This window comes from Solwaraspora sp. WMMB335, from assembly GCF_049179075.1.
GTDB lineage: Bacteria > Actinomycetota > Actinomycetes > Mycobacteriales > Micromonosporaceae > Micromonospora_E.
The window spans coordinates 6,692,892-6,707,723 of the sequence record NZ_JBMHMF010000001.1; the positions used below are offsets into that span (position 1 = coordinate 6,692,892).

Here is a 14,832-nt window from a genome sequence, read left to right on the forward strand (position 1 = left end):
TGGACCCCCTGATTACGAGCCCGGCGACGAGGCGTCCGTGCGCGAACAGCGGCGAATCAGCGCACTGGATGTCGCTGTTTGGTTCGGACGACTATGGCACTCGCACGCCTGAGCGGAGCCGATGCGATGCCCGCTCCGCACGTCAGGTGTCGGAGCACCAAGGCACAACGGATGACAACACCTATGGCGTACGTTATGTCGCCGGGTACTTTCAGCCGCGGTACGCACCATCAGGCCAAACGACCGAAACCGGCACACCTCATCGCGGGTGGGCGGCCGAAGCGTTGTCCTCGGGCGCGGGCGGCGGCCAGGCCCTCCTTGGTGTTGGCCACGATGATCGTGCGGATGAACTCGGCCAGGGCGGCGAAGACGTGGAAGACGAACATGCCCCCGGCCGTGGTGGTGTCCAGCTTCTCGTGTAGGGACTGAAAGCCGACCCCGGCGCGCTTGAGCCGGCCGACGATGGTGATGAGGTCTTCCAGGGAGCGGCCGAGCCGATCCAGCGACACGACGGTGGGCTCCACCAAACCACCACCGCGCGGCAAGCCGCCTACGCCGGCAGCACGTGGAGCCGTTACGGGCCACGGCCGTCGTGACGTCGAGGCCGTTGAGGAGGACTTGCCTGCTCTGCCGGAGGCTCACGGCTGGGGCTTGAGCCAGCGCTTGAGCGGGAGCGCTGACGACTACAGATCTTGAATGGTCAGGTTCGTCCGATGTGGTCTGTGTGATGGGCTTGGGCTGGGGTAGATCGACGGGATGAGGTATCCCGATGGAGGTGGGTTGTCCGCGCGGGGGCGGGCGAAGCGTGAGGCGGTGCGACGGCAGGCGGCGGGGTGGTTCGCCGAGGATGTGTCGGTGCCGGAGGTCGCGCGCCGGCTGCGGGTGTCGCAGACCGCGGTGTACGGGTGGCGCAAGCGGTGGCAGGCCGGTGGTGAACAGGCCCTGGCCTCGAAGGGGCCTGGCGGGTCTCGGTGTCGCCTGGATGAGGGGCGGCTGCGGCGGCTGGCCGATGCCTTGGAGCAGGGGCCGGCGGCGCACGGCTTCGGCGCTGATCAGCGGTGGACCCTGGCGCGGGTGTCGGATCTGATCGCGCGGATGTTCCGTACCCGGTACACGCCGCGTGGTACGGCGAACATCATGTACCGGCTGGGCTGGTCGGTGCAGGTCCCCGCGCATCGTGCGGTCGAGCGGGACGAGGCCGCGATTGTCACCTGGCGGCGGGAGGCGTGGCCGGCGGGAAAACGGTAGCGGCGCAGCGGCAGGCGTGGCTGGTCTTCGAAGACGAGGCCGGCCAGACGCTGCGCCCACCGAAGGCGCGGACCTGGGGACGACGCGGCATCACCCCGGTCATCCCGGTCACCGGCAAGGGATCCGGGCGCGTCTCGATCGCTGGGTTGACCTGTTACCGGCCCGGACAGCGGTCGCGGTTCATCTACCGCACGATCGTGCATCGCGGCCGCAAGAACGAGCGGCGCAGCTTCAGCGAACGCGACTACATCGCCCTGCTGGATGCCGCTCACCAGCAGCTCGGCGGACCGATCGTGTGCGTCTGGGACAACCTGAACACCCACGTCTCCGCCGCCATGCGGCAGATGATCGACGCCCGGGACTGGCTGACCGTCATCCGGCTACCGGCCTACGCCCCGGACCTGAACCCGACCGAGGCCGTGTGGTCGCACCTCAAACGCAGCATCGGCAACCTCGCCGTGACCGGCGTCGACCACCTCCAGGCGATCATCAAGAACCGACTCAAGAGCATCCAGTACCGCACCGACCTACTCGACGGCTTCCTCGCTCACACCGGACTGACACTCGAACCCGACACAACCTGACCATTCAAGATCTGTATCCTGCCCTCATGGGTCCAGTGGAGGCGTTCGGGATCATCGCAGGCGTAGCGTCGATTGTAGGCCCTTCCATCGGATTCTGACGGAGAGTGAGGAGGTAATGTTGATGAGTCGCAGACCCACGCCCACATTGCACGCACTCGATGATCCGAAGGGCTAGCGGCCCGCGCGGGCCGCCGTGATTCTCGACTCTGCCAGTGGGCGGGCCGGTCTCACCAGGTCCGTGAGCCAGCACTTACCAGTTTCGGGGGCGGCCACTAGAGATCGCCGTCGTAAACCGCTCCATAACCGTGCCCTTGCGGAAACGACGACGCCGACGTCGGCCATGCTCACGTTCGCATCAGGAGGTACCAAACGCCATGGCCGACACGCCGTCGGACGCACGGGTGGACTATCTGCTCAGGATGAGAAGTGAAGCCAAGGAGCGTCGCCGACGCAAAGATCCGCGAGGGGCATTCCTGGCCATATTCGGTCTCAACACGCAAGACGAGACATTTAGGATCAGCGCAAAGTCGAACGGACAACTAGCTCACGAGTTGACCCTTGAGCCACTTGAAGCTGCTCCGACGGTAGTCGGCTCCGAGCTGACTCGCGGCCTCGCACCGCGACACCAACTCTGTCTGCTGGGGCCCGATGTCAATATGCATGAGAGCTGGGTGCTCGATGGTGTCTTCTGGACGAGTAGTGCGCTTCTGCGCCTGGCATCGGATGGCTTCTTTGTGATGTGCGAACTCGCAGATCGGTCCTGGGACATAATAGACGGCGTAGAAAATCCCGCCCTGACTCACGTTCCGATGCCGGGCCGGTGGCCTCCGGGCTGGTGGCCTCCGGCAAACACAATGCTCAGCCCAGAGGCTTGGGCGTGGGTTGTTCGGTCGATCGAGCCCGCTCTTGAGATGCGCGTGAACCGCACTTTCCACTTTGCGTTCGAAGCTTTTTGGGGCTCTTTTGACGAGTCCGACCCGCGCATGGCGGCGAGCAAGGTATGGGCGGGAATCGAGAGCATTTTCGGCATCCAGTCAGAGCTGCGGTTTCGGCTGGCGCTGTACGCAGCGTCAGTGCTGGAGCCGTCCGGCGAGGCCCGCGTATCGCTCTACCGTAGGCTTCTCAAGCTGTACGATCAGCGGTCGAAAGTAGTGCATGGAGGCGCCATCGAAGCGGACGTCCTCACTCGGCATGTCGTCGCTTCACAGGATGTTCTACGTCGGCTTCTTCGTGACGCTCTAGAGGTCAAACATATTCGGACTCCGCGCGAGATCGAGGAGTTACTGCTCGGCGCGTCGGAGGCGCCCTCCGAGAGGAGAACGTAACCGGGATGTCTGGCACCCGGTCGCTTGTTGGTACGAATACACACCGCCTTGATACGTGACTATGCCAGTAGTACGGGCCCCTGCCGAACGTGGCCGCTGGCCTGCTGGCGCAGGGGCCACCACCAACCTGACGGTCTACAACGTCGACGCGCCCCCGGCGAAGGTCGGCCCGGCGCTGCGGCAGCACCAGCTGACCGACTCCGTCCGTGCATACGTCGCGCAGGGCCCGTTCTGGCCTGGCGACAACTTGGTGAGCCCGCCCGCCGGCGTGCTCGTCGGCTACGGCCGGGTCTTCCACCCGGGAACAGAACCTCGCCCGCCAGCAGGCGCGCTTACCGCGGCCGGCTGCGCCAAGTGCTTCTTCGACAAGCCCAGCGGGAAGAACGCCGACCGACCCGGCCTGCACGACGCGTTCGAGTACCTGCGCCGACTACCTGATCAGCACCGGTATCCCCGCCGAGAAACCTGCCCACCTCCGCCGAGATGGGCCGATCCGATCTCCAGTAGTCCGGCTACCGACTGGGGCGACCGGTCGAAGATTCTCCGGTCAGTAGGATGCGAGTTGATCGATGGCGTGACGGGCTGCTGCTCGGGCGGCGTCGCTGACACCAGTAGCGGCTCCGACAGTTCCGGCAGCAGCGACCGGGGTAAGGCAGCCGCGAAGTACCGTCAGGCTCCGTCGGATCGCTCCGGGGCGCGGTTCGTCTCGAATGATCTCCGCGAGAACTTCGTTGCTGGCAGCTTCGGCATCCTCGTGGGTTTCGGGGGACAGTTCCATCGTCGGTAGTTGGCGCAGGACTTCGGTCGTCGCCTTGGCGAGGGCCTCATATCCGGCGGCGATCTGCTCGACCCGGTTGTGCTGGGTGACCGACTGGTTGTTCCAGGCCAGTTGTGCCCCGTCAACGCTGCCGTGGAACACCGGGCCGTGGTACGTCGAGGACGCGGGGCTGACGGTCTGTTGGTTGACGACGATGGTGGTGCGTTCCCCGTTGATCACGAGGTTCACGGCCTGGTCCACGGCTGCCCCGGTCGGTACTTCTTGAGATGGTGGAGTGACGGTGATCAACTCGGCGATCATCTCCGCCAAGGCGGTGCGGATGCGCACCAGCAGTCCGCGGAGTGACGCGTCGGACAGCGGCCAGTAGACGATCTCTACCCGGCTGTTCGGTGCCACGTTGTACTTGTTCAGTGTCTCGACTATGAATCCTGCCCAGGGGGGTCTGAGCCAGTGCTCGTTCTTACCCCGGTCGGCCAGCGCCTCCAACTCGCCGACTCCCAGATCCAGGACGGCAACTTCCAGATCCACACCCTCGTCGTCGCGAAGGAAGTCGATGATCTGGCGGGGGAACACCGAGGGGTCGATTCGCTGGGTGATGGGGTTGTAGCCGGCCAGGTTGGTAATCTTCGCGGCCAGCCCTGTGGGGATATGCCGGTAGTCCGGGATCGAGGTGGTGCTGTAGCCGTTGAGTTCCTGGCGTGCCCAGTCGCGCATCTTCTCGGATCCGGCCTGTCCGCCGAGCACGATGCACTTCTGTAGCAATGAGGAGATGGGCATGCTGTCGTCGAGCACGCCGGCTTCGATCTGGGCAAGGTTGCCTTCGCGCCTGTGAGGCATGGCGAGCAGTCTCCCACCTCAGCCGCATGACGCCAGGCCGGGGCGGACGCGGGTGTTCGCGGCCGTCCACTGCGCGCTCGGAGCCACTGAGCTGTCAGCTGGCGATCTGGATGTAGCCGGGACAGTTGTGGCTGACCACCACGCTCTGCTCGGTGAGCGTGGTGGTCAGCCAGGCGCCGATTAGAAGGGCGTGATCAGTTCGATGGCGCGGTGGGCCGCTTCCTGCGCAGCTTCGCCGACGCCGAGGCCGGCTCCGGCCGCACCGGCTGCGGCGATCGCGGTGAACCGGGTGCGGAGGACCGTGATCGCGCGCCGGATCGGCCCGGGCCGAGGTTCGTCCCGAACGATCTCGGCAACGATCTCGTCGCTGGCCGCCTCGACGTCTTCCTGGCCCTCCGGAGACAGGTTCATCGCCGGGACCAGGCTCATCACCTCGGTCATCGCCTTGGCGAGGGCCTCGTACCCTGGGGCGACCTGTTCGATCCGGGTGTTGTTCTGGGTTACCGAGTTGTTGTTCCAGGCCAACTGTGCCCCGTTGACGTCGCCGTGGAACACCGGACCGTTGTACGTCAAGGTGTTGGTTGCTGTTTCCTGGCGGCATAGGTAGGCGGACACGTCTGCACTCCAATCGTCGACACAGTCCATTCCGTCCGGGGTGATGTTGGCCCGCAGCGGACCGGTGCTGCCCAATGCCCCCGATCCTTTGATCAGCTCCCGTTTGGCGAGGTACTCGGCGGCGCGCCCGATCTCCACGTCGGTGAACGGGCTGCCCTCGAAGCTCGCCTCGGGAGTTGGCGCGAACCGGCTGGGGTGGGGCATGTTCACCCCAGCGATGTGCTGGCCGTACATCCAGCGCAGCAGTCCGCTGCGGGCCGCGGCGGCGCGCACCGCCGGGTCGTCGCGCCGACGGCGGCGCGCCTGCACGTGAGCCAGCCCGGCCGGGGTCAGCAGGATGGCCGGGTTGCCGAACGTGGACACGGACCGGGCCAGACGAGAGGCCACACAGATGTCCACCAGCGTGAAGCCGGCGTCGAGGTCGAGGCCATGTTCCTCGGCGAACGGCAGAACATTGACAGCATTCGTGGTGTCTCCGCGGGCCTGGTCGTAGGCCCAGTCCAGCAACGCGTCCCGCGTCGCTGCGGTGTCGTCCATGGTGATCGGGATCCTTGGGGGTGAGAGGGTGTCGGCCGGGGAGACCTCCCCGGTACGCAAAAAGCAAACAGCGACCCCCCACGTGATGGGAGTCGCCTGTCCGTCCTGTTGTCTCAGCCGGTCATGGCACGCCTAGTCGAAGAAGTCGAACTCGCCTTCGCGGACTCCCCCGACGAACGCCTCCCACTCGGCCCGGGTGTAGATGATCACGAAGCCGTCAGGGTGGTGACTGTGCCGCACGGCCACCCGCCCACTTCCATCGGCGAGCGGTCCAGCCTCGACGCAGTTCGCACCGCCGTTGTCGCTCTTGGTGCTGATGTGCCAGGCGACGCCCGCGAGATCCGGGCGGCCCGGCGCGTGCGTCTCTGCTGCCTTCACGTTGTCTCCTTTGCTGCGGCCGAAATCCGCTCGGCCGATTCTTCCGGTGTCAGGGTCACGCGCTGTAACCGATCGTACGTCTGGACGAACCGCTCGGCACCAGGAGTCTCGACGAAGATCGCACCGCCGAGCGTCTCGGTGTACGCGACATCGGGGTACGGCTCTGCCAGCGTGAACACCTTGAACGCGCCCGCCGGGCTGGCGTGTGCGCCTGCTTTGAATGGTAGTACCCGGATCTCGACGTTCGGCCTCTGGGCGCACTCGCTGAGGTGTCGAAGCTGATCACGCATCGCCTCAGGGCCGTGGACCGTGCGTAGTAACAACGCCTCGTCGAGGATCGCGCGAAGCTGCGTCGGCTTGTCCCCGGTGAGCACTTGCTGGCGCTTGATCCGAAGCTCGACCACCCGCTTGACCTGCTCGTCTGCAAGGTCCGGATCGGCCGCGCGGATCGCCGCCTCGGCGTACCGGTTGGTCTGAAGAAGACCAGGTAGCAGGGTGTCATCGAACGAGTAGATCGCCTGGGCGCGCGACTCCAGCCACACGTAGTCGATGAACCGCCGGTCCACCGCGTCGGCGAACCCGTCCCACCATCCCTTCTGCCACACCTCCTCACGCAAGCTCAACAGACCCTCGCGACGCCGTTGATCGCTGACCGAGTAGAAGTCGAGCAACGCGAGTAGGTCGGCACGTCGGATCGGGTACTCGGCCGACTCGAACCGACTCACGGTCGACGGGTCGCGCTCCAGGTATTCGCCCGCCTGTTTCAGGGTGATACCAGCGGCTTCGCGGAGTTCCTTGATCTGCTGTCCAAGCCACTGCGCTCGCAGCGTCGGTCCCGGTCTCGTCGTCACGCTACCCATCGTCCGGCACGTGATCGGTGGGGTGCAACTGGATGATCATCACCGGACGCAGCATCCACCATTCGGTGCCACACAAGAAGATGTGATCTACAAACTTGTGTGGCACGGACATGCGTGCCACTCTGAACGTGTTGGGCTTCCACGACACGGTTGGGCCGGTGCGTACCGGCTTGTCCCGCGATGCCCAGATAGCAGGCCGGGGCGGTTCAGCTCCTGAGAGCCCGTCCGCCCTGGCTCCCTGATCTACGAGAAGGGGGTGCGGTGTGTTGATCGGCGCTGTGCTTGCCGCGTTGATGCTGGGATACGTCGCCGGGTTGTGGTCGTTCAAGATCAAGGTCCGGTGGTGTCCTCGCTGCGGCGCTACGACAAGTGATCTGACCCGCTCGCATGCCGGGCGGGCATGATGGCCACGCTCAAGATCGGCGCTGTCATCGACGTTCACGATCGCGACTACAGGTACGGCACGGGGCGACTGATCCTGCGGGTCACGACGATCGGCAACAAGCAGTGGCTCTCGGACGGCGAGTGGATCGATCTTGACGGGCTTTCGCTGCGGCCGGACGGCACGCAGATCAGCGAGCAACCCCGTCATGCCCTCGTCCGCGTGAACGCCCTACGTCTCGGCCAGGATCCGGAGGCACGGTTATGACTACTACCTACTTCGCCAGATCCGCGTTGGACGAACTCGACCACGCACAGGCTGAACTTGAACGCCACCTGGCGGTGCGTCCCAACGGCGTGTGCGCCACCTGCGGCGAGGTTGAGCCGTGCGCCGGGCGACGCGAGGCCGGAGTCATGTTCGACAGGTACGGGCTACTGCCGCGTCGTCGGCCGGGCGTCGCCGGTGTCCGGCCTTCCGGCCCCAACCCGGCGGGCACCGAATCGCACTCATGGTTCGGTATGCCGACCCTGCCGGCCAGCGTCGCTGCGGCGACAACAGTCGCCCGTGGCCAGCCCGACTCTCCCCCCAGCTAGCTGGGCGTCGCCTGGCACGACCACTGGTACCACGCTCGGCTGGTAGATGGGGCGTCACACACGACTGCGGAGTATTCGGGGCTTGAAACCCTCGGCGGACTTTCGGCGCTCCAGACATGGAAGGTGTCAACAACCATCGTGAACGGCAAGGCGATCGACACGGGTGCGGCTTCGCCCACCAAGAGGAGCCGCCGGGGATGGTGTATCGCCCTACGGACACCGAACGACCTGATCCGACAGGCACGGTTGGCGCTGCGCTCGCCATCGGGCTCAGGGCGGGTGATGTCGCGTCAAGAGGTAGCCGAGGCGGTCAACACCTGGGTGTTCCAGCAGAGCGGTCGACAGTGCTTCCTCAACGGGCGATACATCGGCCAGTTGGAACGAGGGGAGACGCGCTGGCCATCGGCACACTACCGGGCGGGGTTGCGGGCGGTTCTCGGTGCCACAACGGATGCCGAGATTGGCCTGTTCATCATCTACGGAGCCGGGCGAACCTCGCAGACAACGGCGAGCGGACAGGCCACGCCGACATCCGCGCCGATGGTGCCGGTCCGCGAGGCAGGCAGCGGGTTCACGGCGGCGGTACAGGGCGGCGCGAGCGCGAGCACAGCGGAAGCCGGTGCACGACACCGTACATGGCGGCCGGACGCAACAACCAACGCGCGACGGGAGCCGGGAACGCCGCTACCGGTCGCGGCGGTGGATTCGTGCGGGTGTGATGTCGCGATCGGCCGATGGACCGGGCGAGAGTCGCGGGCGCTGCGCGAGGCGCTACGGATGAGCGTGCGGGCGTTCGCTGAGTACCTAGGCGTCAGCAAGAACGCCGTCTCCTGGTGGGAGAACCGCGACCCCGCCCCACTGCGGCTGGCCACGCAGGCGGTGTTGGATCAGGCACTCAAGCTCGCGGACGCCGATACGAGGACCCGATTCGGTCTGATCCTCGCCGATGACTCGGACGAATTCCCCGGCGTGCGCAGCGGCCCCGCACGCAACGTGGCGGACGGGTCCACCGTAACGCCGTTGCACGGGCGAGAACGGGCGCGTACCGCGTCCTGATTCCCGAGCACATATCAGACGATTGGAGGTCTTGCTCATGGCTGAAACGGAGACGCTTTTCGATGAGGTACCCGAGGGGTCCACCGGGACCGGGCTGCGGGCGTCAGATGTCGGCTGCGCTGCTGAACGGCTCGTAGCGCAAGTCGCCAGTATCGCCGCGACACACATCGCCGACGACAACGGAGCCTGCGCCGGCTGCCGAACCGTCTGGAACCGCTGGGTGCCGCACCCCTGCACGCAAGCCGAGTGGGCGACGGCGACCCGGGCGGTCAACTCCAGCGACCGACGTCCCGCGACCACACCCTGCGGCAACGACAGAAGTCAACGCGGGTTGCGGACCACGTCATGACCAACGTCGAAACCCGATCCCGGGGCAGACGGGCAGAGCTACGACGGCACGCGCCCAGGAGAAAACACGAATGCAAACACCCGATTACCTTACGCGATAAGGGGCGATCACGCCCGCAGGCGTTCTCGCAATCCGCGCGCGGAGGATAAAATAGTGTCAAAGGCTAACAACATGCATCCACCCTGGTGTCACCCGCATGAGTGCACGGCGGATTTCACGGAATTCCATCCGGACTCCTCACCACCCACCCATGGGAGTCAGTGGTACGACTGCAACCCGTCGGACCAGCCACAGTCAATCGAAATCGAGATGCAATTAGTTCAATACATCGACGACATCGACCCGAAAACTTTCATTCGCATCGCTCGAAGTGACTTTGAAGACCGGCAGGTATTCCACATCACCATGGAACAAGGCCGCGCCGTCTATAAGGCGCTAGCCGAGATACTCACCCGCAACGACAAGGATCAGGAGGTAATATACTCGGGGTCAGCCCAATAGGGCGACAGCCAACCGGGCGCTCTCGCGCTCAACGAACGCGACGCCTCGCCTGGTAGCGCCGCACCAGGGAACCTCCATGGCACATCGTCCAAGGCGCCGCTTGCTGGTAAAACAGTGCTCGATGGCCGTCGTGGACGGAGCCTCAAATTGATCAACCATCGGATGACCATCACCCGGAGTTACCCCCTTGACACGGGAAGTAGTATATGCCATGATTTACTGACATCAATACCAGATGCCGACCCACCTTTAGCCGTGGGTTTCACACCAATCGGAGGAGTCGCAAGATGGCAAAGAGCGTACCTGTTTCCTGGCATCTCAAGGGGGACGTGAACTCGCACAGTTTCACCCTCGCCGGTGCGGGAACAGCCGATTTGGCAGCCGGTTCCACCGAGCTTCGCCTCAAGGTCATGCCCAGCCTTCCGGAGGGGTACGACCCAGCACTGTCCCACATGATTTGCAACTTCACACTGGCAGGCTATGCAGCGGTACCAGAAGTCGCAGTCAGTATGCGTGACGCCATCGACACCAAGGCGTTTGTGCGCCCCCGGCGGCACATCATCATCACCGACGCTGCGGGTGAGCAGGTGACGCGACTCGAAGCGCTGACGACGATGGAGATCACCGAGGCTGGCATCTCGGTCACAAACCACATGACGGGGTTCTCGCGGCTGCCTTCGGCCGTGTCCCGCGTGATGGGCGAGGAGTACCTGGTCCCCGGTCCGGGGGGTACAGCGACCGGCGTTGCCCGCTACGCAGTCGTTCTTGAGGACGGGGCTGTCCTCGACGGCATGACCGTGGTTCCGTACCGTTTCGACCGGCAGGATGTCGAGGTCACGCCAGCACGGAGGGTGCTTGCCGACCAGAGCTGCGAGTGGGCGGCGGCGGATGAGATCACACTGCGGGCCACCAGCCGGTGGCTGACGTTGTCGCGCGTGGACGAGACGGCAGGAGCCTGACAAGTCATGGTGGATGTTCCGGCCACCGGCATCGCTGAAGTTGACGTGGCGGTGGCCGGGCGGGAGGGCATCACGGCCGCCGTGGAATCACTGCGCTCAGACGGCGTGGTGATTCTGCGGCGTGCCGTCGATCCGGCCCTTCTCGCAAGCGTCAGCGACATGGTCATTGATTGGCATGAACGGTTCCTGAGCGGCGCGGTTCACAATTACTCACTTGGTGAGGAGACAGCGACCAGAATACCGGACATCTGGCAGGACGCCTTCACCGAACCCCGCGAGTTGCAGGGCTTCCGCAAGTGGAACGTCGCTGGAATGGACCACCGATTCATTCCGTTGGTGGACTGCGAGCCGCTTTACAGCGTTATTCACGGCTTTATCGGGCCAGACCTGGGTGTCACCAAGACACAGATGCTCGTGTTGCCTCCGGGCTGCCTCGATTCACCGTTCCTGCACACCGACGCCGGCTCGCTAGCCGACGTTGTCGAACACATGGACGCTTCACCTGTAATGGTGTCTGCACAGGTCTTCCTCACCGATCTACCGAGCCCTGGCATGGGTAACTTCACGTGCGTTCCTGGGTCGCACAGGAAGCGGTATCCGTGGTCGCCGGACAATCCAACGCGGTCCCAATTGGGCGGCCCCCTCGGGGAGGATATCCCGATGGACATTCGCCGACAGGCAATTGTACGGGCGGGCGACGTCGCCGTATTCATCCACTCGCTGTGGCACGGCGCGACGAGTAACGCCTCGCCGGTGCCGAGACGCAGCCTAATTCTCTCTTATGCGAAATCGTTCGTGCGCCCCTACGACTACGAGTCGACGCCGGATGTCGTGCTTCGTCATGGAACATCTCGACAGCGTCTCCTGTTCGGAGATCTCGGCGCTTGGGCTTTTCGGCCTGGATGTTTCTATCACTATCCTGACGACTATCTGAAGATGCTAGCCTCTGATCCCGTTGTTGGACCATGACGGACACAAAGGCCAAGTCCACCGGATGGACTGCGCCGTGGGCGAGCGGTCCCCCCAGCGGCACCCCGTGTGCGCTGTTCGACCTTGATGGATTTGATAGACGTCTTCAGGTCTGTGCCGCTGGGGCTGCGGCCCGGGGAGTCACTCTGGCCTACAGCATCAAGACGAACCCGATGCCTGCCATTCTGAGGCGGGTTCGCGCAGCAGGGCTCGCCGCTGAGGCGATCAGCGGTGCCGAGGTCGCGGCTGCCATTGACGTTGGGTTCCGTCCGGACCAAATTGTCCTCGGCGGTGCCGCTAAGTCATGGCCAACCGGCACGGTAGTGCCCGGATTGCTCGCCTTGCTTGACGACACGCTTGACGGTTTCGCCGTCGCCGCGCGGGCATCGTCCGGCCACCGGTACCATTGCGTACGGTTGCGATTCCCCGGCGTCGGTTCGAGGCTGGGGTTTGACACCGCAAGTCCCGAACAACGTGAGAAACTGGCCGCTGCCTTGCTGTACGCGAGCGAGAACGGGGTTTCGGTGGGACTCGCGACCCACGAGCACAATGTGCCTGCGGCTCGATCCGGTGTCTGGCTGGCTGGCATCTGCTCAATGCTAGATGGTCTGAACGATGCACATCCGGGCATTCTCGCATCCGTCGAGTGCCTCGACCTCGGCGGCGGGTACGAGGCGGCTTGTCTCGATGACATGCTCTGGGGCGATCTCGGCGAGGCTCTTTTGGAGTACGTCCACGATCGGCTGCCACGCTGCCGCACGATCATCCTCGAACCGGGAAAGTCGCTTGTTCAAGCATACGGCGCGGTCATCGGCACCGTCCTCGCGCGCTATCCGGAGAACGAGGTGTGTGTTGACGCGTCTATGGCAGAGTTGCCTTGGCCGACACCGCGCCGTCCCGTTTCAGTATGGCGTAGCGACCGCTGGGAGCAGCTCGGCGAGGGCGATGGAAGGATCGCCGGCAGGTGTACGGCTGAGACCGACATCCTCGCGACCTCGGTCGACATCGGCAGCCTCGTGCCGGGAGACAAGCTGCTATTCGCCGATGCGGGCGCTTACGACTGGAGTATGCGCAATATGTTCGGCACAGCCACAGTTGTCGAGACGAGTGGAGACGAGTATGCCGCTGCATGAGCATATTGAGGACCTGGCCGACCGATGCCCGGACCGTCTCGTCCTGTCTGCCGGGCCGGAGACGTTGAGTGCTGCCGAACTCGATCAGTTCGGTAACCGAATCGCGTGGTCTCTATTCGATCGCGGAGTTCGGCCCGGTGACCTCGTCGCGGTTGCGCTTCCGCGCGACATCACACTCGTTGCGGCGCTGCTTGGCGTGCTCAAGTCCGGCGCGGCCTATGTGCCCATCGACCCCCATCTGCCGGCTGCCCGGATAGGATCCATGCTCGACGACTCGGGCGCGCGCTACGTCCTGGTGAGCAGTGCTTGGGCACACGTGGACCCCTACGCCACGAGAACGTGTCTCGATCCGCGCGACCCGGACTGGCTGCGCACCGAGGGCAGGCGACCACAAGTCGATGTCCACGGCTCAGACGCCGCATATGTCATCTATACCTCTGGAACGACGGGCCTCCCGAAGGGCGTGATTGTCGAACATCGCAATGTCGACAACCTCGTCAGCGGCTGGTCGAACGCGATCTCGTTCCCTCACGGCGCAACAATGAGTTCGCTAGCAACCGTCGCGTTCGACATCTTTCTGTCCGAGACCATCCTTCCAATGGTTTATGGCCTGCGGGTAGCGCTCGCCACGGATGAGGACGTAGGCACCCAGTCTGCCATCGCTGATTTCTTGGCTCGTCACAACGTGACCGCGATACAGGCCACCCCGTCTCGGCTGACTTGGCTTCTGGCCGACAACCGGGTCCGAGCAGAGCTAGCCAAAGTCGAGTTGCTCATAGTCGGTGGCGAGGCATTTCCGGCGCCGCTCCTGGCCGAGGCACGCAGACACACCAAGGCCGCTATATACAATGTCTACGGGCCAACTGAGGCTACTGTGTGGACATCTGCCAAGCTGCTCACCGACGATCAGCCCATAACGATAGGTCAACCGATCCAAGGTGTGGCCTACCATTTAGTGGATGAGTCCGGCATCGAGCCCTCGCTAGGCGAACTGGGTGAACTGTGTATCAGCGGCGAGGCGCTGGCACGGGGCTATTTCGGGGACCCGGTCAAGACGCGCGATCGATTTGGCACAGGGTCTCGTCGCTACCGCACAGGCGATCTGGCCCGCCGGTTGAACAACGGCGAGGTTCAGGTCTCAGGACGGACAGACCAGCAGATTAAGATCGACGGCTATCGTGTAGAACTGATGGAGGTCGAGACGGTTCTAGCCGAGGCTGATGGCGTCGCCGCAGCGGTTGTCGTGCTCCTCGACGGCGAGATCAGCCGGACGCTCGTCGCCGCAGTGATGCCAGCATCTGTCGATCCGGACGCAGTCTGGGCGCATGCAGCCCAGCGCCTTCCGCGGTACATGATGCCATCGACCATCGTTGCGGTGGCTTCCCTGCCGCTGAGTCATGCCGGGAAGGCAGATCGTCGCGCTGTCGAGACACTGCTGCGCGAGCACGTACGTACAGAGGAAGACCCTTTGGATTATGTGTGCGCGATGGTCACGCGGTGGCTAGGTAGTCCTGTCGATCCGGACTGCGGCGGCTTACTCGATCTTGGAGTCGGATCGCTCAACACAGCCCGTCTCGTTGCGGAGATCGCCTGCCGCTATGAGGTGCGTCTCGAACTTTCTGACGTGATCGCCGTGCGGTCGCTTCGGCACCTCGCTGACCGGATTCGCCTACACGTCACCACCGCCTGATCGGCGGGACGGGAGTTGACCTACCTTCTGCCCCCGTC

Annotated in this window: 14 protein-coding genes and 1 pseudogene; 10 read left to right on the top strand and 5 right to left on the bottom strand. The window is 64.4% G+C overall.

Annotated features, from left to right (window positions below; genetic code table 11):
- Positions 1–260 precede the first annotated feature (260 nt).
- Positions 261–515: pseudogene (locus tag ACN27F_RS28875) on the bottom strand (recombinase family protein); the annotation flags it as partial.
- Positions 516–780: 265 nt separating this feature from the next.
- On the opposite strand from ACN27F_RS28875, the gene ACN27F_RS28880 reads away from it, so the two are divergent.
- The 3 genes from ACN27F_RS28880 (at position 781) to ACN27F_RS28890 (ending at position 3,157) form a co-directional block, all read left to right on the top strand.
- Positions 781–1,248: a winged helix-turn-helix domain-containing protein gene (locus ACN27F_RS28880; RefSeq protein ID WP_421438630.1), complete on the top strand. Its 468-nt coding sequence runs from the start codon at positions 781–783 to the stop codon at positions 1,246–1,248.
- Positions 1,227–1,832, top strand: coding sequence for a transposase (locus ACN27F_RS28885; RefSeq protein WP_421438631.1), 606 nt, complete (start codon positions 1,227–1,229; stop codon positions 1,830–1,832). Before ACN27F_RS28880 ends, ACN27F_RS28885 begins: the two co-directional genes overlap by 22 nt.
- Before the next feature lie 374 nt (positions 1,833–2,206).
- Positions 2,207–3,157 carry a hypothetical protein gene (locus ACN27F_RS28890; protein ID WP_421438632.1) on the top strand — a complete coding sequence of 317 codons (951 nt, stop codon included), beginning with the start codon at positions 2,207–2,209 and terminating at the stop codon, positions 3,155–3,157.
- A gap of 547 nt (positions 3,158–3,704) precedes the next feature.
- Here ACN27F_RS28890 and ACN27F_RS28895 read toward each other — a convergent pair.
- The 4 genes from ACN27F_RS28895 to ACN27F_RS28910 all read right to left on the bottom strand — a co-directional run bounded on the left by ACN27F_RS28895 (position 3,705) and on the right by ACN27F_RS28910 (position 7,153).
- Positions 3,705–4,772 (bottom strand): hypothetical protein, encoded by a 1,068-nt coding sequence (locus ACN27F_RS28895; RefSeq protein WP_421438633.1) that lies wholly within the window; start codon positions 4,770–4,772, stop codon positions 3,705–3,707.
- A gap of 180 nt (positions 4,773–4,952) precedes the next feature.
- The gene (locus tag ACN27F_RS28900) at positions 4,953–5,924 is read right to left on the bottom strand and encodes a hypothetical protein (RefSeq protein ID WP_421438634.1); all 972 of its coding nucleotides are present in this window, start codon (positions 5,922–5,924) and stop codon (positions 4,953–4,955) included.
- A gap of 132 nt (positions 5,925–6,056) precedes the next feature.
- The gene (locus ACN27F_RS28905; protein ID WP_421438635.1) at positions 6,057–6,302 is read right to left on the bottom strand and encodes a DUF397 domain-containing protein; all 246 of its coding nucleotides are present in this window, start codon (positions 6,300–6,302) and stop codon (positions 6,057–6,059) included.
- Positions 6,299–7,153: a helix-turn-helix domain-containing protein gene (locus ACN27F_RS28910; RefSeq protein ID WP_421438636.1), complete on the bottom strand. Its 855-nt coding sequence runs from the start codon at positions 7,151–7,153 to the stop codon at positions 6,299–6,301. Before ACN27F_RS28910 ends, ACN27F_RS28905 begins: the two co-directional genes overlap by 4 nt.
- 409 nt (positions 7,154–7,562) lie before the next feature.
- Between ACN27F_RS28910 and ACN27F_RS28915 the strand changes: the two genes are divergently transcribed.
- From ACN27F_RS28915 to ACN27F_RS28945, 7 genes are all read left to right on the top strand, one after another.
- Positions 7,563–7,811 (top strand): hypothetical protein, encoded by a 249-nt coding sequence (locus ACN27F_RS28915; RefSeq protein WP_421438637.1) that lies wholly within the window; start codon positions 7,563–7,565, stop codon positions 7,809–7,811.
- A complete protein-coding gene (locus ACN27F_RS28920) occupies positions 7,808–8,137 on the top strand; it encodes a hypothetical protein (RefSeq protein WP_421438638.1) in 330 nt (109 codons plus the stop codon). Before ACN27F_RS28915 ends, ACN27F_RS28920 begins: the two co-directional genes overlap by 4 nt.
- A 138-nt stretch (positions 8,138–8,275) precedes the next feature.
- A complete protein-coding gene (locus tag ACN27F_RS28925) occupies positions 8,276–9,193 on the top strand; it encodes a helix-turn-helix domain-containing protein (protein ID WP_421438639.1) in 918 nt (305 codons plus the stop codon).
- 1,137 nt (positions 9,194–10,330) lie between these two features.
- Entirely contained in the window at positions 10,331–11,002 is a 672-nt protein-coding gene (locus tag ACN27F_RS28930; protein ID WP_421438640.1) for a hypothetical protein, read from the top strand.
- A gap of 6 nt (positions 11,003–11,008) precedes the next feature.
- Positions 11,009–11,971, top strand: coding sequence for a phytanoyl-CoA dioxygenase family protein (locus ACN27F_RS28935; protein ID WP_421438641.1), 963 nt, complete (start codon positions 11,009–11,011; stop codon positions 11,969–11,971).
- On the top strand, positions 11,968–13,104 hold the full coding sequence (locus ACN27F_RS28940; RefSeq protein ID WP_421438642.1) for a hypothetical protein: 1,137 nt from the start codon (positions 11,968–11,970) through the stop codon (positions 13,102–13,104). Before ACN27F_RS28935 ends, ACN27F_RS28940 begins: the two co-directional genes overlap by 4 nt.
- Positions 13,091–14,794 carry a non-ribosomal peptide synthetase gene (locus tag ACN27F_RS28945; RefSeq protein WP_421438643.1) on the top strand — a complete coding sequence of 568 codons (1,704 nt, stop codon included), beginning with the start codon at positions 13,091–13,093 and terminating at the stop codon, positions 14,792–14,794. Before ACN27F_RS28940 ends, ACN27F_RS28945 begins: the two co-directional genes overlap by 14 nt.
- Positions 14,795–14,832 lie beyond the last annotated feature (38 nt).